Raw genomic sequence first — 25,703 nt, 5'->3', positions numbered from 1 at the left:
GTGGCCCTGGTGAGCGTAAGGGCGGGATAAAAGTTGAGCGCCCTCGACTCAGCTCTGTTGACGTCGGCGCGGGCGATGGTGCATGGTTGAGTCTGTTCCACTCAAGTCAGCTGGAGGAATCGAAATGGCACGTGCGGTCGGCATCGACCTGGGCACCACTAACTCCGTCGTCAGCGTTCTGGAAGGCGGCGAGCCCACCGTCATCACCAACGCCGAGGGCGCCAGGACCACGCCGTCCGTCGTCGCCTTCGCCAAGAACGGCGAGGTCCTCGTCGGAGAGGTGGCCAAGCGCCAGGCGGTCACGAACGTGGACCGGACCATCCGTTCCGTCAAGCGCCACATGGGCACTGACTGGAAGATCAACCTGGATGGCAAGGACTTCAACCCGCAGCAGATGAGCGCCTTCATCCTGCAGAAGCTGAAGCGCGACGCCGAGGCGTACCTGGGCGAGAAGGTCACGGACGCGGTCATCACCGTCCCGGCCTACTTCAACGACTCCGAGCGTCAGGCGACGAAGGAAGCCGGCGAGATCGCGGGCCTCAACGTCCTGCGCATCGTCAACGAGCCGACGGCCGCCGCCCTGGCCTACGGTCTCGACAAGGACGACCAGACCATTCTCGTCTTCGACCTCGGTGGCGGCACCTTCGACGTGTCGCTCCTCGAGATCGGCGACGGTGTCGTCGAGGTCAAGGCCACCAACGGTGACAACCACCTCGGTGGCGACGACTGGGACCAGCGCGTCGTCGACTACCTGGTGAAGCAGTTCCAGAACGGCCACGGCGTCGACCTGTCCAAGGACAAGATGGCGCTCCAGCGTCTGCGCGAGGCCGCCGAGAAGGCGAAGATCGAGCTGTCCTCCTCCACGGAGACCACGATCAACCTGCCGTACATCACGGCGTCTGCCGAGGGCCCGCTGCACCTGGACGAGAAGCTCACGCGCTCGCAGTTCCAGCAGCTGACCGCGGACCTGCTGGACCGCTGCAAGACCCCGTTCCACAACGTCATCAAGGACGCGGGCATCAACCTGTCCGAGATCGACCACGTGGTCCTGGTCGGCGGCTCCACCCGCATGCCGGCCGTCGCCGAGCTCGTCAAGGAGCTCACCGGCGGTCAGGACGCCAACAAGGGCGTCAACCCTGACGAGGTCGTCGCCATCGGCGCGACCCTCCAGGCGGGCGTGCTCAAGGGTGAGGTCAAGGACGTCCTGCTCCTCGACGTGACCCCGCTGTCCCTCGGTATCGAAACCAAGGGCGGCATCATGACCAAGCTCATCGAGCGCAACACCACGATCCCGACCAAGCGGTCCGAGATCTTCACGACGGCCGAGGACAACCAGCCGTCCGTGCAGATTCAGGTCTACCAGGGCGAGCGCGAGATCGCGGCGTACAACAAGAAGCTCGGCATGTTCGAGCTGACCGGCCTGCCGCCGGCCCCGCGTGGCGTCCCGCAGATCGAGGTCTCCTTCGACATCGACGCGAACGGCATCATGCACGTCACGGCCAAGGACCTCGGCACGGGCAAGGAGCAGAAGATGACCGTCACCGGCGGCTCCTCGCTCGGCAAGGACGAGGTCGACCGCATGCGCCAGGAGGCGGAGCAGTACGCGGACGAGGACCTGCGTCGCAAGGAGGCGGCCGAGTCCCGCAACCAGGGCGAGCAGCTCGTCTACCAGACGGAGAAGTTCGTCAAGGACAACGAGGACAAGGTCCCGGCCGACGTCAAGGCCGAGGTCGAGGCCTCCGTCACCGAGCTGAAGGAAAAGCTCAAGGGCGAGGACGCCGCGGAGATCCGCACGGCGACCGAGAAGCTCGCCGCGGTCAGCCAGAAGCTCGGCCAGGCCATCTACGCCGACGCGCAGGCCGCCCAGGCCGGTGGCGCGCCGACCGGTGACGCCGACCAGGCCAAGGCCGACGACGACGTCGTCGACGCCGAGATCGTGGACGACGAGAAGCCGAAGGGTGGCGCTGCCTGATGTCGGAGGAGACCCCGGGTTTCGACGAGAAGCCTGAAGTCCCCACCGGCGCCGACGCGGACGACGCCGCCGCCGAGCCGAAGGCCGCCGACTCCTCCCCGGAGGAGAAGGAGGCCCCGGCCGGGGACTCGGACACTCAGGCCGTCGGCCAGGAAACGGCCCTCCTGGCGCAGCTGGACCAGGCCCGTACCGCGCTCGGTGAGCGCACCGCGGACCTCCAGCGGCTCCAGGCCGAGTACCAGAACTACCGCCGCCGGGTGGAGCGGGACCGGATCGCCGTCAAGGAGATCGCGGTCGCGTCCCTCCTGACGGAACTGCTCCCGACCCTGGACGACATCGGCCGGGCACGGGAGCATGGCGAACTGGTCGGCGGCTTCAAGTCGGTGGCCGAATCGCTGGAGACCGCCGCCGCCAAGATGGGGCTGCAGCAGTTCGGCAAGGAGGGCGAGCCCTTCGACCCGACGATCCACGAGGCCCTGATGCACTCGTACGCGCCGGATGTCACCGAGGACACCTGCGTGGCGATCCTGCAGCCGGGCTACCGGATCGGCGAGCGCACGATCCGCCCCGCGCGGGTCGCGGTGGCCGAGCCCCAGCCCGGGGCGGCCCCGGCCGCCAAGTCCGAGTCCGCGGACGGCGACACGCCGTCTGACAAGGACGCGGATGCCCCCGACAAGGGCTGACGTCCACCATGTAGCCGCACGAGAGGAGGGCCACCGGGGATGAGCACGAAGGACTTCGTCGAGAAGGACTACTACAAGGTCCTCGGTGTCCCGAAGGACGCCACCGAGGCCGAGATCAAGAAGGCGTACCGGAAGCTCGCCCGCGAGTTCCACCCGGACGCCAACAAGGGCGACGCCTCGGCCGAGGAGCGCTTCAAGGAGATCTCCGAGGCGAACGACATCCTCGGTGACGCCAAGAAGCGCAAGGAGTACGACGAGGCCCGCGCCCTGTTCGGCAACGGGGGCTTCCGCCCCGGTCCGGGCGGGGGCGGCGGCTCGTTCAACTTCGACCTCGGCGACCTCTTCGGAGGTCAGCAGCAGCAGGGCGGCGGCGCGGCGGGCGGCTTCGGCGGCGGCCTCGGCGACGTCTTCGGCGGCCTGTTCAACCGCGGTGGCGCCGGCCCGGGTGCGGGGCCCCGCACCCAGCCGCGCCGCGGCCAGGACATCGAGTCCGAGGTCACGCTGTCGTTCACGGAGGCCGTGGACGGCGCGACCGTCCCGCTCCGGATGTCCTCGCAGTCGCCCTGCAAGGCCTGTTCCGGTACCGGCGACAAGAACGGCACCCCCCGGGTGTGCCCGACCTGTGTCGGCACCGGCCAGGTCTCGCGGGGCAGCGGTGGCGGTTTCTCCCTGACCGACCCCTGCGCCGACTGCAAGGGGCGCGGCCTGATCGCCGAGACCCCCTGTGACATCTGCAAGGGCAGCGGGCGGGCCCGTAGTTCCCGGACCATGCAGGTCCGGATCCCGGCGGGCGTCTCCGACGGCCAGCGGATCCGACTGCGCGGCAAGGGGGCCCCGGGCGAGCGCGGCGGCCCGGGCGGCGACCTGTACGTCGTCGTCCACGTCGACGGGCACCCGGTGTTCGGCCGGCGGGACGACAACCTCACGGTGACCGTCCCCGTGACGTTCGCCGAGGCCGCCCTGGGCGCCGACATCAAGGTGCCGACGCTGGGCGGTCCCCCGGTGACCCTGAAGCTTCCCCCGGGCACCCCGAACGGGCGTACGATGCGGGCCCGCGGCAAGGGCGCGGTCCGCAAGGACGGCACCCGCGGCGACCTGCTCGTGACGGTGGAGGTCGAGGTGCCTTCGGAGCTGTCCGACAAGGCCCGCGAAGCCCTGGAGATGTTCCGCGACGCGACGGAGTCGCAGGACCCGCGCGCCGCGTTGTTCGAGTCCGCGAAGGGAGCATGACATGGACGGCCGCCGCAGACAGTCCCGGTTGGGCGGGGCTTATCAGCTCACTGATGAGACCCCGGTCTACGTGATTTCGGTGGCCGCCCAGCTCTCGGGACTGCATCCGCAGACCCTGCGTCAGTACGACCGTCTCGGTCTGGTCTCCCCGGACCGGACGGCCGGCCGCGGACGTCGATATTCGGCCAGGGACATCGAGCTGCTCCGCACGGTGCAGGCGCTGTCCCAGGACGAGGGCATCAACCTGGCCGGCATCAAGCGGATCATCGAACTGGAGAACCAGGTCGCCGCCCTCCAACAGCGCGTGGCCGAACTGTCCACGGCCGTGGACGGCGCGGCCGCCGCGCTCCAGGCCCGCGAGGCGCAGGTGCACGCCTCGTACCGCCGCGACCTGGTCCCGTACCAGCCGCCGCAGCCGGGCAGCGCCCTGGTCGTCTGGCGCCCCAAGCGCCCGATGGACTGACACCGCCGCCCGACACCGCCGTTCGACGCGAAGGCCCCGCCCGGATCTCCCGGGCGGGGCCTTCCGCGCCGCTACAGGTGGTTCGCGTGGTCGGTCTCGTCCTCCGGGAGGTGCGGGGCCGAGCTGTGCAGGATGCCGGACTGGGCGATCAGGAAGCCCAGCTGCGCCCGGCTGCCGCTGCCGAGGGCCGTGGCCAGCCGGGCGATGTGCGCACGGCAGGTTCGTACGTTCATTCCCAGCCGGCGGGCGATGGCCTCGTCCACGTGCCCCTCGACCAGGAGCTGCGCTATGGACCGCTGCACGCCCGTGATGCCGTCGTGCATGTGGGTGTAGGTGACCTCCTCGCTCAGGGGCACGGCGCGCCGCCAGAGCTGCTCGAACACCTTGATGAGGTAGTCGACCAGCCCCGGGTGCCGCAGCTCCAGCGCCACCCTCCGGTCGTCGCTGACCGGGATGAACGCCACCGTGCGGTCGAAGACGATGAGTCGCTCGATGAGCTCCTCCAGGGTGCGGATCTCCACCTTTCCCGCGGAGATCCGGTCCACGTACGCCAGCGTGCCCTGGCTGTGCCGCGCAGTGTGCTGGTAGAGCGTCCTGATGCTGATGCCCCGGTCGATCAGCGGGGCGTCCCGCTCCAGGGCCTGTGTGAGGGCCAGGGAGGGCCGCGCGCCGCCCGGCTGGATGGTCAGCATCTCCGTGTGGCACTCGGCCGTCGCCAGGTCCAACGCGGCGTTGATGCGCTCGAAGCCCTCCAGGACGGTGATGGCGTGGGTGTTCGCCGGGTTCTGCGCACTGATGGTCAGAAACGGCTCGAAAGCATCGGTGAGATCTACAGCCGTACGTCGCCTGTCCTGGATCTCGCGTTCAATCGGATGCAGCCGTTGCGCCAATGCGACGGACGGGGGAACCGGGCGGAGCTGGTTCGCGTCATCCGGGTCAGGCTGCACCAGGGCGAATTCAAGCAGGCAGGGGGCCTGCTGAACCTCGCTCCGAGCGATCCGGCCGGCGCTGAGCGCAGCCGTGTACAGCCGCGTTCCCTCAGGGCACAGGGACGTGACGGAGTGGGGATGAGTCGGGTTTGTCGCACTTTTGGGCAAATCTCCACCCCCCAGGGTCCTGAACATGCAAGAACATGATGCATCGTCCCTGTGGCATTGACGTGCCTGAATGAGCCATCGTCTGTGTGGCGGGGGAGAGGATTCCATCAAGTGAGGACGAAGCCGACCATGTATAAGAGAATGCTTCGCTCGGCGCTTGCCGTTGGTTTCTCCGCTGTTGCGGTCTTTGGGGTAGTCGGTGCCGTCGAAAGTGACGCGGGGGGCACCGCTCTGACCGGCGACAGTGGCTGGACCGGCGCGCCGGTGGGCAAGTCGGACAGCGGATGGACCGTACTGCAGGCCGGTGACTCCGGCTGGACCAACGGTCCGACCGGCAAGGCGGACAGTGGCTGGACCGTGCTGCCGGCCGTCGACTCGGGCTGGACCAACGGTCCGTCCGGCAAGGCGGACAGCGGGTGGACCCGGACCCAGGCCGGCGACTCCGGCTGGACCAGCGCCCCCTCGCGCTCGTCGGACAGCGGCTGGACCAGCGCGCCCTCCGGCGCGTCGGACTCGGGTTGGACCGCTCTGCCTGTGATGGCCGTCTGATGACCCCCGACGACCGAGACTTCCGACGCGAGATGGCTTCGGCGTACCGGTCCGGCTGGCAGTTCATCGACCTCGCCACCGCGATCCCCCACGCCGGCGATTCGTTGATGGTCACGCTGTTCGGCCAGCCGATCGTCGTCGTGCGCGAGGAGGACGAAGACGTCCGCGCCTACCGCTGTCTGCGCCGCCCCCGGGGCGCACCGCAGCCCGTCCGCTGCGAAGTGCGGTACGGCATGGTTTTCGTCAATCTCGACCAGCGGGACCACCAACTCTTCGAACCCGACATCACCGCCGCCACCCCCCGAAGTGCCTGAAGCGATTCCCCCGTCGTTGCAGATCGCTCAGGCACTACCCCCACACAACGGCGCCATCGTGGACCTGACCACGATGGCGCCGTTGTGATGTTCGCGTCCAGTGGTTGAACCGGACAAACACATCGGTCAGTTCAGGTCCGTGCCCACGTCAGCCGCCGCGCCCGCGCCTCCGCCCGGGTCCGCCGCGCCGGCGTCCGGGTCGGCTCCGCCGTCAGCCGCGCCCCATCGCGCGGTCCAGGGTGATCTCCATGACCACCCGGTCCGGGTTGGGCGAAGGCGTCCGCCCGTAGCGCTCCGCGTAGCGCGCCACCGCCTCCGCCACCGAGGCCTCGTCCGTGCGGATCACCGCGCGGCCCTCCAGGGTGGCCCAGCGCCGGCCCTCCATCTGGCAGACCGCGACCCGCGCTGTCGCGTCCGGGGCCGCCAGGACGTTGCGGATCTTCTTGCTGTGCCGGTTGCTGATCACCCGGGCCAGCCCCGCCTCGGGGTCGTACGTCACGCCGACCGGCACCACGTGCGGGCTGCCGTCGGGCCGCGGAGTGGTCAGGGTGCAGACGTGCCGCTCCCGCCAGAAGGCGAGGTACTCCGGCGTCGGGTTGAGTACGTCGTGGGCTGTGTTCGAACCAGGCATGGCCCGAAGAGTACGAGATGCAGCGCCACACACTGCCTTGAGTGGAATAGACTCAACTTTGTGCACGCTATACGTGTCATGCCCCTGTATCGCGACGGAGAGGAGAAGCCGCAGTGGACGCCGAGCTGACCAACAAGAGCCGGGACGCGCTGAACGCCGCCACCCGCAGGGCCGTCAAGGACGGCCACCCGGACCTGACCCCCGCGCACCTGCTGCTGGCCCTGCTCGCCGGCGAGGACAACGAGAACGTCACCGACCTGCTCGCCGCGACCGACGCCGACCAGGTCGAGGTCCGCGCCGGCGCGGACCGCCTGCTCGCCGCCCTGCCCAGCGTGACGGGTTCCACCGTCGCACCCCCGCAGCCCACCCGCGAGCTGCTCGCCGTGCTCGCCGACGCCGACGAGACGGCCGGGAAGCTCGGGGACGACTACCTTTCCACCGAACACCTGCTCATCGCCCTCGCCGCCAAGGGCGGCGCGGTCGGCGAGCTCCTTTCCACCCAGGGCGCGACGGCGAAGAAGCTGCTGGCCGCATTCGAGGAAGCACGAGGAGGACGCCGGGTGACCAGCCCCGACCCCGAGGGTCAGTACAAGGCCCTGGAGAAGTTCGGCACCGATTTCACCGCGGCGGCCCGCGAGGGCAAGCTCGACCCGGTCATCGGCCGCGACCAGGAGATCCGGCGGGTCGTCCAGGTCCTGTCGCGCCGCACCAAGAACAACCCGGTCCTCATCGGCGAGCCCGGCGTCGGCAAGACCGCCGTCGTCGAGGGTCTCGCCCAGCGCATCGTCAAGGGCGACGTCCCCGAATCGCTGAAGAACAAGCGGCTGGTCTCCCTCGACCTCGGTGCGATGGTCGCGGGCGCCAAGTACCGCGGCGAGTTCGAGGAGCGACTGAAGACGGTCCTCGCGGAGATCAAGTCCAGCGACGGCCAGATCATCACCTTCATCGACGAGCTGCACACCGTCGTCGGCGCGGGCGCCGGCGGGGACTCCGCCATGGACGCGGGCAACATGCTCAAGCCCATGCTGGCCCGCGGCGAGCTGCGCATGGTCGGCGCGACCACCCTCGACGAGTACCGCGAGCGGATCGAGAAGGACCCGGCGCTGGAGCGCCGCTTCCAGCAGGTGCTGGTGGCGGAACCGACCGTCGAGGACACCATCGCGATCCTGCGCGGTCTCAAGGGCCGCTACGAGGCCCACCACAAGGTGGTCATCAACGACAGCGCCCTGGTCGCCGCGGCCACCCTCTCCGACCGGTACATCACCTCCCGCTTCCTGCCCGACAAGGCCATCGACCTCGTCGACGAGGCCGCGTCCCGGCTCCGCATGGAGATCGACTCCTCCCCGCTGGAGATCGACGAGCTCCAGCGCTCCGTGGACCGGCTGCGCATGGAGGAACTGGCCCTGAAGAACGAGTCCGACCCGGCCTCCCTCGAACGGCTGGAGAAGATCCGCAAGGACCTCGCCGACAAGGAGGAGGACCTGCGGGGCCTCACCGCCCGCTGGGAGAAGGAGAAGCAGTCCCTCAACCGCGTCGGCGAGCTGAAGGAACGCCTCGACGACCTGCGCGGCCAGGCCGAGCGCGCCCAGCGCGACGGCGACTTCGACACCGCCTCCCAGCTGCTCTACGGGGAGATCCCGACGCTGGAGCGCGAGCTGGCGGAGGCCACCGAGGAGGAGGAAGAGGCCACCAAGGCCGGCGCCTCCAAGGACAGCATGGTCAAGGACGAGGTCGGCCCCGACGACATCGCGGACGTGGTGGGCGCCTGGACCGGCATCCCCGCGGGCCGCCTCCTGGAAGGCGAGACCCAGAAGCTCCTGCGCATGGAGGAGGAGCTGGGCCGCCGCCTGATCGGCCAGTCCGAGGCCGTGCGGGCCGTCTCCGACGCGGTCCGCCGCACCCGCGCCGGCATCGCCGACCCGGACCGCCCGACCGGCTCGTTCCTCTTCCTCGGCCCCACGGGCGTCGGCAAGACGGAGCTGGCCAAGGCCCTCGCGGACTTCCTCTTCGACGACGAGCGGGCCATGGTCCGCATCGACATGTCGGAGTACGGCGAGAAGCACAGCGTGGCCCGCCTGGTCGGCGCCCCTCCCGGCTACGTCGGCTACGAGGAGGGCGGCCAGCTCACCGAGGCCGTCCGGCGCCGCCCCTACAGCGTCGTCCTGCTCGACGAGGTGGAGAAGGCGCACCCCGAGGTCTTCGACGTCCTGCTCCAGGTGCTCGACGACGGCCGCCTCACCGACGGCCAGGGCCGCACCGTCGACTTCCGCAACGCGATCCTGATCCTGACCTCGAACCTGGGCAGCCAGTTCCTGGTCGACCCGGCGATCTCCGAGGAGGACAAGAAGGCGCGGGTGCTGGACGTGGTCCGGGCCTCCTTCAAGCCGGAGTTCCTGAACCGCCTCGACGACCTCGTGGTCTTCTCCGCCCTGAGCCGGGACGAGCTGGCCCACATCGCGCAGCTCCAGATCGACCGCCTCGCCAAGCGGCTCGCCGCCCGCCGCCTCACCCTGGACGTCACCCCCGAGGCGCTGGCCTGGCTGGCGGACAAGGGCAACGACCCGGCGTACGGCGCGCGACCCCTGCGCCGGCTGATCCAGACGGCCATCGGGGACCGCCTCGCGAAGGAGATCCTGTCCGGCGAGGTCAGGGACGGCGACACCGTACGGGTGGCCGTGGCCGGGGAAGACCTGCTGGTCGGCAAGGTTCTCTAGGCCGAGCCGGTCGTACCCTGGGCGGTGGGGGCCGAAGGATCCGGGCCCCCGCCGCCCCCGCGACGAACGGCCCCGCGCCGGGTCGTGTGGGGCCCCGTCCTCCTTACCTGAGTCCTACTCGTGTCCGCCCGGAGCGGATCGCGCGTGCGGGGCTGGACACGGGGTGGGACCGATGGTGGAGGATGTGGTTCATCCGCACGAAGGGAAGTACACGGTGAGCATCGACCCGGCCTCGATTCCGAACTTCGGAGGGCAGCAGCCCGATCCGCAGGCCACAGGACCGGCGGGCCCCGTCGTCCCCGACCAGGATCTGGTCAAGCAGCTGCTGGAACAGATGGAGCTCAAGTACGTCGTCGACGACGAGGGTGACCTCGCGGCGCCGTGGGAGGAGTTCCGCACGTACTTCATGTTCCGCGGCGAGGACGAGCAGCAGGTCTTCTCGGTGCGGACCTTCTACGACCGCCCGCACGAGATCGAGGACAAGCCGCAGCTCCTGGAGACGATCGACGACTGGAACCGTCGCACCCTGTGGCCGAAGGTCTACAGCCACACGCACGACGACGGCTCGGTCCGCCTGATCGGTGAGGCGCAGATGCTGATCGGCACCGGCGTCAGCCTGGAGCACTTCGTGTCCTCCACGGTCAGCTGGGTCCGTGCCTCGATCGAGTTCGACAAGTGGCTCGTCGAGCAGCTCGGCCTCGAAAAGGACGTCGACTCCGCCGAGGGCGAAGAAGACAAGGGCGACGACAACAACTAGGCCCACAGCGGTAAGCGCGCCACGAGGAGCAGGTACGCCCCGTGGCCGCACGAGAGCCCGGACGACACCGGGGTCACCACGACCCCCGTGCGCGCCCGGGCTCTCGCCTTCCCCCCTCCGGGGGGCCGCGAGGGCCGCGACGGGGGTCCTACAGCCGCCCGAGGCGGTCGACGGCGTCGCGCAGGACGTCCTCCCGCTTGCAGAACGCCCAGCGGACCTGGGTGGCGCCGGCGGCCCGGTCGTCGTGGAAGACCTGGTTGGGGATGGCGACCACACCGCAGCGTTCGGGCAGGGCGCGGCAGAAGGCGAGCCCGTCCTTCTCCCCGAGGGGGGTGATGTCGGTGGTGATGAAGTAGGTGCCCTGGGGCCGGTAGACCTCGAAGCCGGCCGACGTCAGGCCGTCCGCGAGGATGTCGCGCTTGGCGGCGAGGTCCGCGCGGAAGGTGTCGTAGTAGGCGTCCGGCAGTGACACACGAATGGGTGTATGAACAAGGAGTCGGCTGGGTCACCGCCCCGCCCGCCCTGACGGCGGCGGTCCGCTCCGCGAAGCAGTTCCTGACGTACGTCGCCTCGGAGGCCCGTTCCAGTACGCGATCGCGGAGGCCCTGGCCACGCCCGAGGACGCCTGTGCTTCCCTCGCGCTCTCCCGATGGTCGGCTGAAGTACGGCCGCTACGGCATCCCGATCTACCTGGTGGTGGACCCCTACGCCCAGGAGGTCGTCCTCCACACCCAGCCGACCGACACCGGTTACATCGCGGCGCACACCCACAAGTACGGCACGGGCAAGCTCCCCATCTCCTTGGCCGACGGCCGCACTTTCACCCTCGACCTCGACGAACTCCCGCGTCCGGAGCCCGAGCAGTCGAACGCCCGCTGACCCTTGAGCAGGTGAGCTACTCGTCCTCGACCGATTCGGCCGTGGTTCGGCGGTAGCGTGCCACCGTCAGGACTGCTGCGGACGGGTTGGGCGAGTTGCATGCGGATGAGGTTCGAAGCCGAGGCCGAGGAGGAGTTCGAGGCCGCGCGCGGGCTGCTGGTCGACCGCCTGGTCCGGTGGGGCGGGGAACAGGGCTTGCCGGTGGACGGATTCACTGCCGAGACGGTGCTGGACTACCGGCACCGGGCGACGGCCGACGGCCGACTGGGGCTGTGGGAGCCGCGCCATGTGGAGGAGGTGCTGCTCTCCTGGCTGCCCCAGAACGTCACCGAGCTTTCCGGGGAGGAGCGCTCCGACGCCCCGGGCACACTGCGCACGCTGCTGCGCTACCTGCACGCCGCACAGTTGGCGGACCCACGCGGCCCCTCACTCCATGATTCCCTCGCCGCGGTCGACAAGGTCGCGGAACAGTATCCGGCGGCGATGGCGGACCGCACTCGCTGGGGTCTGGCGAAGTTCTGGGCGATGACGGCCGCCGAGCAGGGCGTGGACGTCCTGGACGGGGCTGCGTTGCAACGCTTCGCGGACCGGGCGCGGCGCGGAGAAGCCGCCTACGACGGGCAGGCCCTCGACGCGATCATGGAACGGCGGCTGACGGGCCGCGCGCTGTCCGGCTCGGCCCGCGCCGAGCCGCAGCTGCCCGTGGTGCTTCCTCCGGACGACGACCTGCGCCGACCGGCCGGGGCGTCGACGACGGTGGCGCAGTTGCGCGGACTCACCGAGTGGGCGGGACAGGACGGCCGCCCCCTGACGGCGACGGGACGGCTGCGGATGGCACATGCCCGTGAGTTGGCGGACCGGCTCGGCACTCGGGACGAGACCGATGGGGTGCGCTCTTCGGCCGACCTGCCGCGGCTGGGACTGCTGGTGGAGTGGGCGAAGAAGGCGCGGCTGGTCCGGGTGGTCAAAGGGCGTTTGTACGCGGTGGCCAAGGCCCAGCCGCTGCTGGCCGACCCGCTTCAGCTGTGGCTGCGCGCCTTCGACGCGTGCTTCGAGCTGCGGCAGGTCCTGCTCGGGGCGCGCAACGGCTGGCACGTCGAGTCGATGCTCTTCGATGTCTACGAGGACGTCCTGCAGGATGTGCTGAACACGCTCTACAGCCTGCCGTACCCGATGCCCTGGCCGCGGCTGCGCGACACAGTGCACCTGGCCTATCGGACCTCCTTCCAGCTCGACGACGGGTCGGACCTCCAGCACCGGATGTGGTTCGAGCACGCCGACCGGGACCTGCGCAAGGCGCTCGACCTGCTGGACGACCTGGGCGCGATCGAGCGGGACCGTGGGATGGCCGATCCGGTGTTCCTCGATGCCGACCTCTCCGATGCCGGACCCGAGCTGCTCGCGGACATGCCGCCGGAGATCGCGGAGCTGTTGGGCGTCGCGGCAACCCCCGACTCGGCGGCGCGGGAGCGGGCCGATCAGCGGCGGCAGGAGCTGACCACCGGGCCTGTCGAACTCATCCGTCTCACCGAGCTCGGTACCCGGGCCGTACGGCAGCGGCTGCTGGCGGTCGGCCGGGACGCGCCGCTGATCGGTGAACTGGCCGGGGCGCCGGCGGCCGGCCTGCTGGGCGTACTGGCTGAGGAATACCCGCCGGATGCCGCCCAGGCGGAGCTGGCCGGCTGGATCACGGCCCGCGGCGAGAGGGCGGACGCACTGCGGGAACTGACCGACGCCGTGCGGACCACGCCTTTCCGTACGCGTGCGCAGGCGATGCTCGGCGTGCTGCTGGCGGCGTTGCCGGACGATGAGGGCGTGCGGCTGGTACGCACGCTGCGTCGTGACCCCCGGCTGGCGCCGCTGGCGTTGAACGCGCTGGCGCAGAGTGAGCTGCTGTCTCCCGAGGGCATGAACGACGCCGAGCATCTGCTGGTGCTCGCCGAGAACCTGCTCCAGCTCGTGGAGCTGGCGGGCGGCTCGGGCGGCGCCGAGGAGGCGCTCCGCGCCCAGGGCCCCGAGGCCAGGGACGCGATCGCCGCCGCATTGGACTCCGCGCACCCTGACCGGGCTGGCCTGGAGGAGCTCAGGCAGCTGGCGGCCCGGGCGGTGCGCGCTCCCTCCGCCCGTCTCGGCCGCGCCCACAAGCGCCGGCACCCTGTCGGCAAGAACGGCCGCAAGCGGCGCCGCTGACCAGCGGCGACACCGCCGGACTCGCACCGGCCGCCGCTGCTCTTGCCGACGAGGACGCGTGCCCCGGGCGAGGCCGAGGGCGGCGTGAGTTCAGGACATGAGGCGTCGGAGGCGGCTGGTGGCCTCTGCAAGAACGTCGTCCTCCTTGCAGAAGGCGAAGCGGACCTGGCTGCGGCCGGCGTCCTTGTCGTCGTAGAAGACGGAGTTGGGGATGGCGACCACGCCGCAGCGCTCGGGGAGGGCGCGGCAGAAGGCGTAGGCGTCCTTCTCGCCGAGGGGGGTGATGTCGGCGGTGATGAAGTACGTGCCCTGCGGCTGGTAGACCTCGAACCCGGCCGCGCGCAAGCCGTCGCCGAGCAGGTCGCGCTTGCGTTGCAGGTCGGCGCGGAAACCGTCGAAGTACGCGTCCGGCAGGCGGAGCGCCTCAGCGATCGCGTACTGGAACGGGCCCGAGGACACGTACGTCAGGAACTGCTTGGCGGTACGGACGGCGCTCACGAGTTCCTGGGTCCCGGTCACCCAGCCGACCTTCCATCCGGTGAACGAGAACGTCTTGCCGGCCGACGAGATGGTCACCGTGCGCTCGCGCATCCCGGGCAGCGAGGCCAGCGGCACATGGGTGCCCTCGAACACCAGGTGCTCGTAGACCTCGTCGGTCACGACGAGCAGGTCCCGCTCGATCGCCAGGTCCGCGACGGCCGCCAGCTCCGCCCGGGTCAACACCGTGCCCGTCGGGTTGTGCGGGGTGTTCAGCAGCAGCAGGCGGGTGCGCGGGGTCACGGCGGCGCGCAGCGCGTCCACGTCGAGACGGAAGTCCGGCGCGCGCAGCGTCAGAGGTACGCGGACGGCCCCTGCCATGGCGATGCAGGCGGCGTAGGAGTCGTAGTACGGCTCCAGGGCGATGACCTCGTCGCCGGGCTCCAGCAGAGCCAGCAGGGAGGCCGCGATGGCCTCCGTCGCGCCCGCCGTGACGAGGACCTCCGTGTCGGGGTCGAACGCGAGTCCGTGGAAGCGCTCCTGGTGGTGGGCGATGGCGGTGCGCAGCTCCGGGACGCCGGGGCCGGGCGGGTACTGGTTGCCCTTGCCGTCCCGGATCGCGCGCACGGCCGCCTCGGCGATCTCGGCGGGACCGTCGGTGTCGGGAAAGCCCTGACCGAGGTTGATCGACCCGGTGCGGGCGGCCAGCGCCGACATCTCCGCGAAGATCGTGGTGCCGAAGACCGCCAGGCTGCGGTTGAGGAAGGGGCGGCTGCCGGCCGCGGGTGCGCTCATGACGGCCATCCTGCGGGCAACCTCTGGAGTTGCTCAAGTGTGCTTTGGCGCCGATGGCCTGAGGGAATCTCCCCCGCACACGGGACGCGGGGATCCCGGACCCCGGGGGACCGGGGTGTCAGAGAGGGGCCGGAGATGGTGCTGATCGCAGTGCTCGTCGGAGTGGGCGTGTTCACGCTCGTGGTCGTGGGGATCGTCAGGGCGGCCGTCAAGGCAGGCGGCGCGGCCCGCCGCCGAAGTGGCGGAAGCCACTGGGCCGGGGGAGGATCTTCAGGTGGGTGTTCGTCCGGATCCTCCTGTGGTTCGTCGTCCTCCTGCGGCTCGTCCTCCTCTTCCTGCGGTTCGTCCTGCGGGGGTGGGGGATGCGGGTCCAGTTGACGAACACGGCCGGAGCCGGAGTTGCGTAAAAGAGACGCCCAGCGGGGACAACTTCCCTCGGGCGTCTCCTTGTTCGGCTGCGTATTACGGCGTACGGGGGGCACGTGGTTGAACACGTGAACTGTGTAGCCCCCGGGGGGATGTAAACCCCGTCAAGTTGGGTAAAAACGCTGTGAGTGCCGTGCCTTTCATGATTCCCTCGGTTGAGTAGACCAGTCCTCGGACCTCCTGGACTTCCTGTGGACCCGTGCCGGTGTCCCCCCACCCGTTGACCACCGCTGGCGGGCCCCGGCCACCTCTCCCTCGCGCGTTTGCGGAGCCGACTCATGCTCACGACCCTCCAGACCACCTATACCGACACGCGTGCCGCCGATCTCGCCTGGGCCCTGGGTCGGGAGCGGCTGCCCGCCTTGGCCGTACTGAACCTCCGGCTCGACGGAGCGAAGGTGGAGTTGCGCCTGCTCGGGGCCTCTCACCAGGTCCTCCTGGAGGAGGGCGAAGTGCTCTGTTCGGAGACCGTCGCCTGCATGCCCGGCAGCAGCACACCGTTGCCGCTCGGCGTGGCCAAGCGGGTCGGCGACTGGGAGTACGAGTTCGCCGCCCGCGTGGAGACCCTGTCGCGCGGCTCGTTCGCAGGGCGGGCGCAGGAACTGCTCGCGCTGGTCGCGGATCACCCGAACGGACTCGCCGGAACCTTCCCGGGAAGCCCGCACGCGTTCACCGCCCTGCTCGCACAGCGCCACGAGGGCCAGGTCCGTTGGCGGACCTGGCACGCGTACCCGCAGGAAGGGCAGTTGGTGGCCACGCGTACCCGGGTGGGCATGCGGACCGGGTCACCGACCGCGACCGCCCCCGAGATGACGGCCGCACTGCTGTAGGCCGTTGCCGTCGGATGCGGGGTGCTGCTCACCGGCCGGTGGGGCGCCGGTGGTTGCGCCCGGGTTACGCCAACTGGGCGGACAGGTGCGCCACTTGCACCCATGTGGGTGACAGGGTGCGAGTGGGTGGTGACGTACGGTTCGCTTCATGATCGACCGTTCCGTCCCGCGCCGGGTGTTGCCGGCTCCGGAGTCACGGGGCGTGGCGACCCGTCCGGCCGCCCTGCCCGTACGGCCCCGGACCGGCCGGCTCCTCGTCCTGGCCACCGTGTTCGTATGCGCCGCCTGCGGGCTCGTGTACGAACTGGAGCTGCTTGCCCTCGGCTCCTACCTGATCGGCGACTCCGTCACCCAGGCGTCGATCGTGCTGTCCGTCATGGTCTTCGCCATGGGCGTCGGCTCGCTCCTCGCCAAACGGCTCAGGCGGCGGCCCGCCTTCGGATTCGGCGCCATCGAAGCCGCGCTCGCGCTGATCGGCGGGCTCTCCGCGATGGCCCTGTACGCGAGCTTCGCCTGGCTGGGGGAGTCCAGACCCGCGCTCGTCGCGTTCTCCTTCGCCATCGGGGTGCTCATCGGCGCGGAGATCCCGCTGCTCATGGTCCTGATCCAGCGCATCCGCAGACAGGACGCGGGCGGCGCCGTCGCCGACCTGTTCGCCGCCGACTACGTGGGCGCCCTGGTCGGCGGACTCGCCTTCCCGTTCCTGCTGCTGCCACTGCTCGGCCAGCTCACCGGCGCCCTGCTCACCGGCACCGTCAACACGCTCGCCGGCGGTGGACTCGTGCTGTGGCTGTTCCGCCAGGACCTCAGCCGGCGCTCCCGCTGGCTGCTGATCGGCGTGAACGTGACCGTCGTGGCCGTCCTCGCCTCCGCGACCGTCCTCGCCGACGACTTCGAGCGGGTCGCCCGGCGGGCCGTCTACGGCGGGGAGGTGCGGGTCGCCGTCCAGACCGGGGTCCAGGAACTCGTGCTCACCGGCCCGGGCACCGGATCCCCGCGCTCCCTCGACCTGTACCTCGACGGGCGGCTGCGGGTCAGCGGCTACGACGAGTACCGCTACCACGAGGCGCTCGTGCACCCGGCGATGACCGGCCCGCACACCAGGGTCCTCGTCCTCGGCGGCGGCGACGGGCTCGCCGCCCGCGAGGTGCTGCGCTACCCGGACGTCGCCTCCGTCACCGTCGTCGAACTCGACCCGGGAGTGGTCCGGCTCGCGCGCACCGACCCGATGCTCTCGCGGCTCAACGCGGGGGCGTACGCGGACCCCCGGCTCGGCGTCGTCACGCAGGACGCGTTCCGCTGGCTGCGCGGCCCCGGCACCCAGGACCGCTTCGACGTGATCGTCTCCGACCTCCCCGACCCCGGCATCACCCCCAGCACGAAGCTGTACTCGCAGGAGTTCTACGGGCTGGCGGCGCGGGCCCTGCGCCCCGGCGGCCGGATCGCCGTGCACGCGGGGCCGCTGGCCGGTCGGCCGCGCACCTACTGGACCGTCGAGACCACCCTGCGCGCCGCCGGCCTGCGGACCGCCCCGTACAGCGCGGGCGGCCGCCTCACCGGCTTCGCCGCCGGACCCGACCGCACCCTCGGCGGCGGCGCCGGTCCCCCGCAGGACTGGGGCTTCGTGCTTGCCGCCCGCGCCGCCGTCCCCGAGCTGCGGGTCGACCGCGACACGCCGGGGCTGCGCTCGCTGTCCACCCGCGCGCTCCAGGACGCGACCCGGGACGCCGAGCGCACCCGCCTGGACGGGCTGCCGCCCTCCACCCTCCCGCACCCGAGGTATTCCTAGGCCCCGTCGTCGAAGTGGCGCCCGGCCCGCGGCACCCGGCCCGGGCACACGATCGCGTGCCCGGGGGCACCGGCAAGATCGGGAACGGGCCACGGCGCGTGCACTTGGCGCCGGACCGGGCGCGTGGGCGGGTCTCGTCGGTAGGCTCGACCGCATGGAGCATCAGGTGTTCGTTCCGGTAGCCGCAGACGACCTCCGGGCCGTGCTGCGTGATCCCGCCCGCACGGCCCGTTGCGTACCCGGCTTCCAACAGGACGCCGACGCCGAGTCCGGGCCGCTGTCGGGCCGGCTGAAGGCGCGGATCGGCGGACACACCGTGACCTACCGGGGGTCCCTGACCGTCATCGAACGGGATCCCGACCGGTTCGCCGTCGAGGGCGAGGGCACCGAGGCCAGGGGCAGCGGCACCGTCAAGCTCGCCCTCCTGCTGCGGCTCACCCCCCAGGGGGACGGGACCCGACTGGAGTTCACCGGCGGGGCGACCTTCGACGGCCGGGCCGCCGGGTTCGCCCCCGAAGCCACCGCCACCGCCGTACAGCGGCTGTTGGACCGCGCCGCCGCACAGCTCGCCGCCACGGCCGGCGCGGCCGGCGCCGTGGAACCGGTGGCCGACGCCGCTCCCGGGGCCGTTCCGGCCGCCGACGCGGACCCGGCGGATCGGGCGGATCCCGTGGCCGACGAGGCGGGATTCGAGGCGGACACCGAGGGCGTCGAGGCCACCGATGACGCCGACGGCGCCGAGGACGGCGGGGTCACCGCGTCCGTCTTCGACACCGATGTGCCGCCCCCGTCCCTCGACCCCTTCCTGGAAGGCGAGTTCGGCGAGGTCGGTGGACCCGCACGGCCCCCGGCCGAGGCCGCCCACGCCCGCCGCACGATGATCGGCCGGAGCGCCGAGGAGGTCGACCACGCGCCGCCGCGCGGCCGCTACGCCCCCGTCCCGGCGCCCGCCGCCGGCGCGGCCGGAGCGAACCTGCGCTGGCTGGCCCCCGCCGCCGCCCTCGCCGTGGCCTCCGCCGTGGTGGTCGGCCGGGTGCTGCGCCGCCGCCGCTGACCCGCCTCCGGTGTGCCCGCGTGACGTGGGGCATGCCCCGGGACACGTGGGGCGTCCGGCACCCGTAGGGTCGGCCGTATGAGTACGCGACTGAGCGCCGGCGGCGCCGAGCTGACGATCGACCAGGAGAACGGCTGCCGGATCAGCAGTCTGCGCGTCGACGGGACCGAGCTGCTGCGACAGGGCCCCCGGTACGGGTCCTTCCCGATGGTCCCGTGGTGCGGGCGCATCGAGGACGGGCGGTTCCGCGACGGCGGCGCCGTCCACCAGATGCCGCAGAACCAACCGCCGCACGCCATCCACGGCTTCGGCCGGGACGCGGCGTGGCGGCCGGGAGGCGCCGACGCGACCCGCGCCGCCTTCACGTACGACCTCGGCGACCCGTGGCCGCACAGCGGCAAGGTCACCCAGATCTTCGAACTGGGCGAGGACGCGCTGACGCTCACCCTGGGCATCGAGACGTACCAGGACTCCTTCCCGGCCCAGGCGGGCTGGCACCCGTGGTTCAACCGCACCCTGGCCGCCGACGGGCCGGAGGTCCGGATCGGCTTCGACGCGGCCTGGCAGGAGGAGCGCGGCGCCGACCACCTGCCCACCGGACGGCGCGTCGACCCGAAGCCCGGCCCCTGGGACGACTGCTTCGGGATGCCGGACGGCGTGGACGTCACCCTCACCTGGCCCGACGCGCTGGAGCTGCGGATCACCAGCCGGGACGAATGGGTGGTCGTCTACGACGAGCAGGCCGAGGCCGTCTGCGTCGAGCCGCAGTCCGGCCCCCCGAACGGTCTGAACACCCTTCCGCGGCTGGTCACCCCCGTGGACCCGCTGGAGATCTCCACGACGTGGACGTGGCGGCGGCTCGGGTAGCGCGCAATTAAGCTCGACGCCATGAGTGACGTACGGGATGCGCTTCTGCAGCAGATCAAGGACAAGGCCGTCGTGCACGGCAAGGTGACCCTCTCCTCCGGGCGGGAAGCCGACTACTACATCGACCTCCGCCGGATCACCCTCGACGGCGAGGCCGCCCCGCTGGTCGGTCAGGTCATGCTCGACCTGACCGCCGACCTCGTCTTCGACTGCGTCGGCGGCCTCACGCTGGGCGCCGACCCGGTCGCGACCTCGATGCTGCACGCCTCCGCCGCGCGCGGCGGGTGCCTGGACGCCTTCGTCGTGCGCAAGGCGCAGAAGGCGCACGGCATGCAGCGCCGCATCGAGGGCACCGACGTCAAGGGCAAGCGCTGCCTGGTCGTCGAGGACACCTCGACCACCGGCGGTTCCCCGCTGACCGCCGTGGAGGCGGTCCGCGAGGCCGGCGGCGAGGTCGTCGCCGTCGCCACCATCGTGGACCGGGGCGCGGCCGACGCCATCGCCGAGGCCGGCCTGCCCTACCTCACCGGCTACCGCCTCGAGGACCTCGGCCTCTCCTAGGCCCTGTCGCCGTCTCGGCAGGCGGGCCTCGATGGTCGGGCGCGACCGGCTTCCGGCCGGCCCGACCAAGTGGGGACGAAGGTCCCCGCAGACCCCTGGTCGGGCTCTGACCTGCTCGTTCGTTGCCGGGCGGAATGTTTCACGTGAAACGTCCCGCCCGGTTTTCGCATGTGGCGTGGACGGCGGGGTGGAGTGACGCGCGGAGTCTGGAAGGATGGGGTCGACGATGACGTCGCCCCCAGGTCAGGGCCCGCAATAAGCACACTCCCCGCACATCCAAGGAGCGGACAGATGCCCATCGCAACCCCCGAGGTCTACAACGAGATGCTCGACCGGGCGAAGGCAGGAAAATTCGCCTACCCGGCCATCAACGTGACCTCGTCCCAGACCCTGCACGCTGCCCTGCGCGGCTTCGCGGAGGCCGAGAGCGACGGCATCATCCAGATCTCCACCGGTGGTGCGGAGTTCCTGGGTGGCCAGCACAGCAAGGACATGGTCACCGGCGCGGTCGCCCTGGCCGAGTTCGCGCACATCGTCGCCGCCAAGTACGACATCACGGTCGCGCTGCACACCGACCACTGCCCCAAGGACAAGCTGGACGGCTACGTCCGCCCGCTGCTCGACATCTCCGCCGAGCGCGTGGCCCGCGGCCTGAACCCGCTCTTCCAGTCGCACATGTGGGACGGCTCCGCCGAGACCCTGGCCGACAACCTGGCCATCGGCCAGGAGCTGCTCGCCAAGGCCGTCGCCGCGAAGATCATCCTTGAGGTCGAGATCACCCCGACCGGCGGCGAGGAGGACGGCGTCAGCCACGAGATCAACGACGAGCTGTACACCACCGTCGACGACGCGATCCGCACCGCCGAGGCCCTGGGCCTGGGCGAGAAGGGCCGCTACCTGCTCGCCGCGTCCTTCGGCAACGTGCACGGCGTGTACAAGCCGGGCAACGTGGTCCTGCGCCCCGAGCTCCTCAAGGACCTCCAGGCCGGCGTCGGCGAGAAGTACGGCAAGTCCTCGCCGTTCGACTTCGTCTTCCACGGTGGTTCGGGCTCCACCGCCGAGGAGATCGCCACCGCGCTGGAGAACGGCGTCGTGAAGATGAACCTCGACACCGACACCCAGTACGCCTTCACCCGCCCCGTCGTGGACCACATGTTCCGCAACTACGACGCGGTGCTGAAGGTCGACGGCGAGGTCGGCACGAAGTCCAAGTACGACCCCCGCACCTGGGGCAAGGCCGCCGAGGCGGGCATGGCCGCGCGTGTCGCCGAGGCGTGCACCAACCTGCGTTCCACCGGTACCCGGCTGAAGTAGTCCGGCCCGTACCCGGTAGAGGGGTTCGCCGGTCCCGTGGGGACCGGCGGGCCCCTTTCGCATGTGGTCGGGAGCGCCGGGGCCCGGCGGAGGTGACATACGCCAGTGGACTGCCGTCCGGCCATGGTGTGGAATCTACCCACAGGAACGTACCCGCGGTTATGTAATGGCGGTGGGGCAGGAGAGGCGGCAGCCATGAGGACGGAACGACCCCAGGTCAAGCAGGAGCGGGCGGTACGTACCCGCCTGGCCATCCTGCAGGCCGCGGCGACGGTGTTCGAGGAGCACGGCTACGAGGCGGCCAAGCTCTCCGACATCGTCAACATCGCCAAGGTCACCAAGGGCGCCCTCTACTTCCACTTCGACTCGAAGGACGACCTGGCGCAGGCCGTCGTCGACGCGCAGAACCAGGGCCAGCCGCAGGCCCTTCCCCAGAGCCACAAGGTGCAGGAGTTCATCGACATCGGGATGATCTTCTCCCATCAGCTCCGGCACGACGTGCTGATGCGGGCCAGCGCACGGCTCACCCTGGACTGGGCCGGTCGCGCACTCGACCAGGCGGCGCCGTACACGGCGTGGATCGAGCAGCACACGGACGTGCTGGCGGAGGCGAAACGGCGGGGCGAACTCCTGCCGGACGTGGACCCGCTGGTTCCCTCGCGGCTGGTCGTGGGCGCGTACGCCGGACTGAACCGGATGGCCTCGACGCTCGGCCTGGACCTGGACCCCCAGGTCTCGGAGCTGTACAGCCACGTCCTCCCGAGCATGGTGGTCCCGGCCCTGGCGATCCGGCTGGACACCGCCCCGGGGCGGGGCGCCCGCGCGCTGTACGGTCCGCACGGCCGGCACGAGTGTCTGGCCGGCTGCCCCACCGGCGCCCCGCCCGCGGTGGTCGGGAGCGAGGAGCGGGGAGAGCCGGTGACGGCCTGAGGTCACCCCCTGTCCTCGGCGCCCCGGCATCATCCGACACCCCTTCACAGGCCCTCCCCGACCGCCCTCTTCCCAAAAAGATCCTTCCGGGTATTATTTTTCCTCGGACCCGGGGGGAAGACGTGGACATCGAGCTGCTCGGAAAGCTGCGCGTCAGCGAGAACGGGGTGCCCGTCGCGGCGCCCACACCGGAGTCCCGTCATCTGCTGGCCGCCCTCGCCGCCTGCCCCGACCGGGTCGTCCCGGTCCGGGTGCTCGCCGACGAGTTGGCCCACCGCACCCCGACCGCGAACGCCCGATCGGTCCTGATCACCGCCGTGCGCCTGCTGCGCGAGAGGTTCACCCAGGCTCAGGCCGTCGGGTCGGTGCGCGACGCCCGCACGGTGCTGTCGGCCCGGTCCGGCGGGTATGTTCTCGACACCGGCGGCGGCCGATCGGACGCCCAGGAGTTCGAGCGGGAGGCGGGCGCCGGCTATCGCGCCATGAGCCGGGGCGACTTCGAACAGGCGGCCCGCAGGCTGCGGCGCGCCCTCGACCTGTGGACCGGCCCCGCCCTCGCCGGCATCGACGCGGGCCCCTGGCTGGCCGGCCGCGTCGCCGCCCTGGACGCCGACCGGCGCGCCGTCCTCGGCCAGTGGGTCGAGGCCGAACTGTTCCTCGGGCGGGACCGGGAACTGCGCCTGGAACTCGCCGGACTGCGCGGCGGACACGAACGCTCCGGCGGCGCCTACCTCGCCGACCTGCGCCGCGCCGAGCAACGCGTCGAGGCGCTGCGCGCGGCCCGCCCCACCCCGCGGCTCAGCCTCGCCTGAACCGGCCGCCGCTTGACCCCCCGTCACCCGGAACCTAGGTTCGAGTTCCGGACAGAGAAGCGCTGGTCGGACGGGGGAGGGACAGGATGCCTGGAGACGGGGGCGGCTCGCTGGCCGTACTGGAACTGCTCGTCGCGGAGGCCCCACAGAGCGCCTACGACGCCCTGCTGCTCGAAGCCCGCGAGGCCGGCGCCGACAGCGAGGAACTCGCCCGCCTCACCCGCGCGGTGGACCTGTCCCGCTCGGTGCGCAGGAACACCAGGCGCCGCGAGCAGCGGGAGGCCGCGCTCACCGCCCTCGTCGACACCGCGCACGACCTGACCTCGCCCTACGACATCGACGGCCTGCTGCGGCTGATCACCCGCCGCGTCCGCCGGCTCCTCGGCTTCGACATGGCCTGGCTGTCCCTGAGCCGCCCCGACGGCTCCGCCTACGTACGGACCTCCGAGGGCGAGACCACCGCCCTGAACGTCGGCCTCGAACTCGGTACCGGCCGCGGCCTGGGCAGCATCGCCCAGGACCGTCGCTCCCCCGTCTGGAGCGCCGACTACCTGAACGACGACGCCATCGCGCACGCCCCCGGCATCGACGCCGTGGTCCGGGCCGAAGGACTGCACGCGATCATCGCGGTCCCGCTCCGGCGCGGGGACTCCACCCTCGGCGCGCTCTACGGAGCCGACCGCGCCGTACGACGGTTCGGACCAGACGAGATCGGCATGCTGCTCTCCCTCGCCGACCTCGCGGCCGTCGCCATCGAGAAGGCCCGGCTGCTGGAACAGACCCGCGACGAGGTGCACGAACTGGAGGTCTTCGGCTCCCGCACCAACACCGCGCTCACCCGCGTCCGATACCTCTGGGAGTGCCACGCCCGGCTGGCCGGCCTGGTCCTGGACGGCGCCGGACTGCCCACCCTGGCCCGGGCCACCGCCGACGCGCTGGACGGGGTGCTCCAGGTGCGCGACCCGGGCGGGCGGCCGCTGACCGTCACCGGCGAACTCCCCGACCTGGACGAGGCGGCGGTCACCAGGGCGGCGCTCCAGGCGCTGACCGACCGGCGCCCCGCGGGCCTGCCCGGCGACGTGTGGTTGGCGCCCGTGCTGGCGGGCGCCGAGGACCTCGGGGTGCTGCTGCTCAGCGCGTCCGCGCCGCTGGTGGAGGAGGACGTACGGCTGTTGCAGCTCGCCGCCCAGTCGGTGGCCTCGCTGATGCTCATCCAGCGCGGTACGGCCGCCGCCGAGGGCCCCGTGCACGAGGAACTCCTCGCCGACCTGCTGGAACGGCCCCACGCCGTCGGCCCGCACCTGTCGGACCGCACCCGCCGCCTCGGCCTCGACCTCGACCGGCCGCACGTGGTGGTGGTGGCCCGCCCGGAAGGCGGGGAACTGGGCAAGGCCGTCGCCTGGGCATCCTCGTACGCGTACCGGATGGGCGGGCTCAAGGGGGTCCGCCGGGGCTGCATCGTGCTGGTCCTCCCGGGCACGGACGCCTCGGCCGCCGCGCACCGGGCCTCCGGTGAACTGTCCCCGCTGCTCGGCCACGCCGTGTCCACCGGCGCCGCCGGGCCCGCGGCCGGGCCGGGGGAGGTGGCCCGGGTGTACGCGGAGGCGGTGCGCTGCCTGGACGCGCTGACCGCGCTCGACGGCGCCGGGGGCACGGCCTCGCTGCGCGAACTGGGCTTCCTCGGACTGCTGTTGTCCGCCGACCACGACGTGGAGGCGTTCATCGCCTCGACGATCGGGCCGGTCCTGGAGTACGACACCGACCGCCTCACGGACCTGACCCGCACGCTGGACGCGTACTTCGCCTCGGGCGGCAGCCCGACACACGCGGCGGAGGAACTCCACGTCCACCCGAACACGGTGTCGCGCCGCCTGGAACGCATCGCGGAACTCCTGGGGGAGGGCTGGCAGAAGCCGGCGCAGGCCCTGGAGATCCAGATGGCGCTGCGGCTGCGCAAGACGCGCGCGGTGCTGGACGCTCGGCGGGCGAGTGGGCGGGGGGAGGCGTAGGGCTCCGCCGGTTGGTGGGGGTTGCGTGCGGTGGCGGTGCCGGTGCCGGTTCCGCGGGGCGGGGGGTGGTTCGGGTGCGGCGCCGTTGCGCGGGCGGCCCCGGCTCCGCCGGGCTTTCGGGGCTCCGCCCCGGACCCCGCGCCTCAAACGCCGGCGGGGCTGGGTGGGGTCGGACCGGCCCCGCGCCTCAAACGCCGGCGGGGCTGGATTGGCCCGGGCAGCGGGGGCGGGGGGTGGTTCGCCGGGCGGGAGATGCTGCTGTTCGGGGAGTGGACGGACGCGCGGCGGCAGCCGGTGCAGGCGTGGATGACGGACCTGACGCGGGCCGCGCCGGCGGCGCTGCTGCGGATGACGAAGGAG

22 protein-coding genes and 2 pseudogenes are annotated in these 25,703 nt (G+C 71.5%); 20 read left to right on the top strand and 4 right to left on the bottom strand.

Annotation, left to right across the window (positions count from 1 at the left end):
- Positions 1–124: 124 nt before the first annotated feature.
- From dnaK to OTB19_RS07870, 4 genes are read left to right on the top strand one after another with little or no spacing between them, the layout of a single operon-like run.
- On the top strand, positions 125–1,972 hold the full coding sequence (gene dnaK / locus OTB19_RS07885; RefSeq protein WP_267797310.1) for a molecular chaperone DnaK: 1,848 nt from the start codon (positions 125–127) through the stop codon (positions 1,970–1,972).
- On the top strand, positions 1,972–2,655 hold the full coding sequence (gene grpE, locus OTB19_RS07880; protein ID WP_267797308.1) for a nucleotide exchange factor GrpE: 684 nt from the start codon (positions 1,972–1,974) through the stop codon (positions 2,653–2,655). Before dnaK ends, grpE begins: the two co-directional genes overlap by 1 nt.
- Positions 2,656–2,694: 39 nt before the next feature.
- On the top strand, positions 2,695–3,885 hold the full coding sequence (dnaJ, locus tag OTB19_RS07875) for a molecular chaperone DnaJ (protein ID WP_267797306.1): 1,191 nt from the start codon (positions 2,695–2,697) through the stop codon (positions 3,883–3,885).
- 1 nt (position 3,886) lies between these two features.
- Complete coding sequence (locus tag OTB19_RS07870) at positions 3,887–4,348, top strand: heat shock protein transcriptional repressor HspR (RefSeq protein ID WP_053684360.1); 462 nt, start codon at positions 3,887–3,889, stop codon at positions 4,346–4,348.
- A gap of 71 nt (positions 4,349–4,419) precedes the next feature.
- Here OTB19_RS07870 and OTB19_RS07865 read toward each other — a convergent pair whose 3' ends face one another.
- On the bottom strand, positions 4,420–5,472 hold the full coding sequence (locus OTB19_RS07865; protein ID WP_267797303.1) for a helix-turn-helix transcriptional regulator: 1,053 nt from the start codon (positions 5,470–5,472) through the stop codon (positions 4,420–4,422).
- A gap of 237 nt (positions 5,473–5,709) precedes the next feature.
- On the opposite strand from OTB19_RS07865, the gene OTB19_RS07860 reads away from it, so the two are divergent.
- Both OTB19_RS07860 and OTB19_RS07855 read left to right on the top strand, forming a co-directional pair.
- Positions 5,710–5,994, top strand: a complete 285-nt coding sequence (locus OTB19_RS07860; protein ID WP_267797301.1) for a hypothetical protein — start codon at positions 5,710–5,712, stop codon at positions 5,992–5,994.
- A complete protein-coding gene (locus OTB19_RS07855) occupies positions 5,994–6,308 on the top strand; it encodes a (2Fe-2S)-binding protein (protein WP_267797300.1) in 315 nt (104 codons plus the stop codon). Before OTB19_RS07860 ends, OTB19_RS07855 begins: the two co-directional genes overlap by 1 nt.
- Positions 6,309–6,519: 211 nt before the next feature.
- On the opposite strand, the gene OTB19_RS07850 is transcribed toward OTB19_RS07855, so the two are convergent.
- Entirely contained in the window at positions 6,520–6,939 is a 420-nt protein-coding gene (locus tag OTB19_RS07850; protein WP_267797299.1) for a pyridoxamine 5'-phosphate oxidase family protein, read from the bottom strand.
- Positions 6,940–7,052: 113 nt separating this feature from the next.
- On the opposite strand from OTB19_RS07850, the gene clpB reads away from it, so the two are divergent.
- A complete protein-coding gene (clpB, locus tag OTB19_RS07845; RefSeq protein ID WP_267797297.1) occupies positions 7,053–9,653 on the top strand; it encodes an ATP-dependent chaperone ClpB in 2,601 nt (866 codons plus the stop codon).
- 214 nt (positions 9,654–9,867) lie between these two features.
- On the top strand, positions 9,868–10,410 hold the full coding sequence (locus OTB19_RS07840; protein ID WP_053684367.1) for a YbjN domain-containing protein: 543 nt from the start codon (positions 9,868–9,870) through the stop codon (positions 10,408–10,410).
- A gap of 148 nt (positions 10,411–10,558) precedes the next feature.
- On the opposite strand, the pseudogene OTB19_RS07835 reads toward OTB19_RS07840, so the two are convergent.
- A pseudogene (locus OTB19_RS07835) lies at positions 10,559–10,882 on the bottom strand (aminotransferase class I/II-fold pyridoxal phosphate-dependent enzyme); the annotation flags it as partial.
- Between the two features lie 23 nt (positions 10,883–10,905).
- On the opposite strand from OTB19_RS07835, the pseudogene OTB19_RS07830 reads away from it, so the two are divergent.
- Positions 10,906–11,030 (top strand): annotated as a pseudogene (locus OTB19_RS07830) (aminotransferase); the annotation flags it as partial.
- A gap of 358 nt (positions 11,031–11,388) precedes the next feature.
- On the top strand, positions 11,389–13,479 hold the full coding sequence (locus OTB19_RS07825; protein ID WP_267797296.1) for a hypothetical protein: 2,091 nt from the start codon (positions 11,389–11,391) through the stop codon (positions 13,477–13,479).
- Between the two features lie 90 nt (positions 13,480–13,569).
- Here OTB19_RS07825 and OTB19_RS07820 read toward each other — a convergent pair whose 3' ends face one another.
- Complete coding sequence (locus OTB19_RS07820; protein WP_267797295.1) at positions 13,570–14,760, bottom strand: pyridoxal phosphate-dependent aminotransferase; 1,191 nt, start codon at positions 14,758–14,760, stop codon at positions 13,570–13,572.
- 269 nt (positions 14,761–15,029) lie between these two features.
- On the opposite strand from OTB19_RS07820, the gene OTB19_RS07815 reads away from it, so the two are divergent.
- From OTB19_RS07815 to OTB19_RS07770, 10 genes are all read left to right on the top strand, one after another.
- Positions 15,030–15,158: a hypothetical protein gene (locus OTB19_RS07815; protein WP_267797294.1), complete on the top strand. Its 129-nt coding sequence runs from the start codon at positions 15,030–15,032 to the stop codon at positions 15,156–15,158.
- 297 nt (positions 15,159–15,455) lie between these two features.
- Positions 15,456–16,007 carry a DUF2617 family protein gene (locus OTB19_RS07810; protein ID WP_267797293.1) on the top strand — a complete coding sequence of 184 codons (552 nt, stop codon included), beginning with the start codon at positions 15,456–15,458 and terminating at the stop codon, positions 16,005–16,007.
- A 148-nt stretch (positions 16,008–16,155) separates the two neighbouring features.
- A complete protein-coding gene (locus tag OTB19_RS07805) occupies positions 16,156–17,796 on the top strand; it encodes a polyamine aminopropyltransferase (RefSeq protein WP_267797292.1) in 1,641 nt (546 codons plus the stop codon).
- A 154-nt stretch (positions 17,797–17,950) separates the two neighbouring features.
- Positions 17,951–18,850, top strand: coding sequence for an SRPBCC family protein (locus OTB19_RS07800; RefSeq protein WP_267797291.1), 900 nt, complete (start codon positions 17,951–17,953; stop codon positions 18,848–18,850).
- A 78-nt stretch (positions 18,851–18,928) separates the two neighbouring features.
- The gene (locus OTB19_RS07795; RefSeq protein ID WP_267797290.1) at positions 18,929–19,717 is read left to right on the top strand and encodes an aldose 1-epimerase; all 789 of its coding nucleotides are present in this window, start codon (positions 18,929–18,931) and stop codon (positions 19,715–19,717) included.
- A gap of 21 nt (positions 19,718–19,738) precedes the next feature.
- Positions 19,739–20,278, top strand: coding sequence for an orotate phosphoribosyltransferase (gene pyrE / locus OTB19_RS07790; protein WP_267797289.1), 540 nt, complete (start codon positions 19,739–19,741; stop codon positions 20,276–20,278).
- Positions 20,279–20,569: 291 nt separating this feature from the next.
- Complete coding sequence (fbaA, locus tag OTB19_RS07785; protein WP_267797288.1) at positions 20,570–21,592, top strand: class II fructose-bisphosphate aldolase; 1,023 nt, start codon at positions 20,570–20,572, stop codon at positions 21,590–21,592.
- Between the two features lie 195 nt (positions 21,593–21,787).
- Entirely contained in the window at positions 21,788–22,522 is a 735-nt protein-coding gene (locus tag OTB19_RS07780) for a ScbR family autoregulator-binding transcription factor (RefSeq protein WP_267797287.1), read from the top strand.
- A 122-nt stretch (positions 22,523–22,644) separates the two neighbouring features.
- A complete protein-coding gene (locus OTB19_RS07775; RefSeq protein WP_267797286.1) occupies positions 22,645–23,334 on the top strand; it encodes an AfsR/SARP family transcriptional regulator in 690 nt (229 codons plus the stop codon).
- Positions 23,335–23,420: 86 nt separating this feature from the next.
- Positions 23,421–25,343 carry a helix-turn-helix domain-containing protein gene (locus OTB19_RS07770; protein ID WP_267797285.1) on the top strand — a complete coding sequence of 641 codons (1,923 nt, stop codon included), beginning with the start codon at positions 23,421–23,423 and terminating at the stop codon, positions 25,341–25,343.
- Positions 25,344–25,703: the final 360 nt, after the last annotated feature.

The organism is Streptomyces sp. H27-H5, assembly GCF_026627505.1.
Taxonomy (GTDB): domain Bacteria; phylum Actinomycetota; class Actinomycetes; order Streptomycetales; family Streptomycetaceae; genus Streptomyces.
This window is presented reverse-complemented; position numbering and strand designations above follow the sequence as displayed.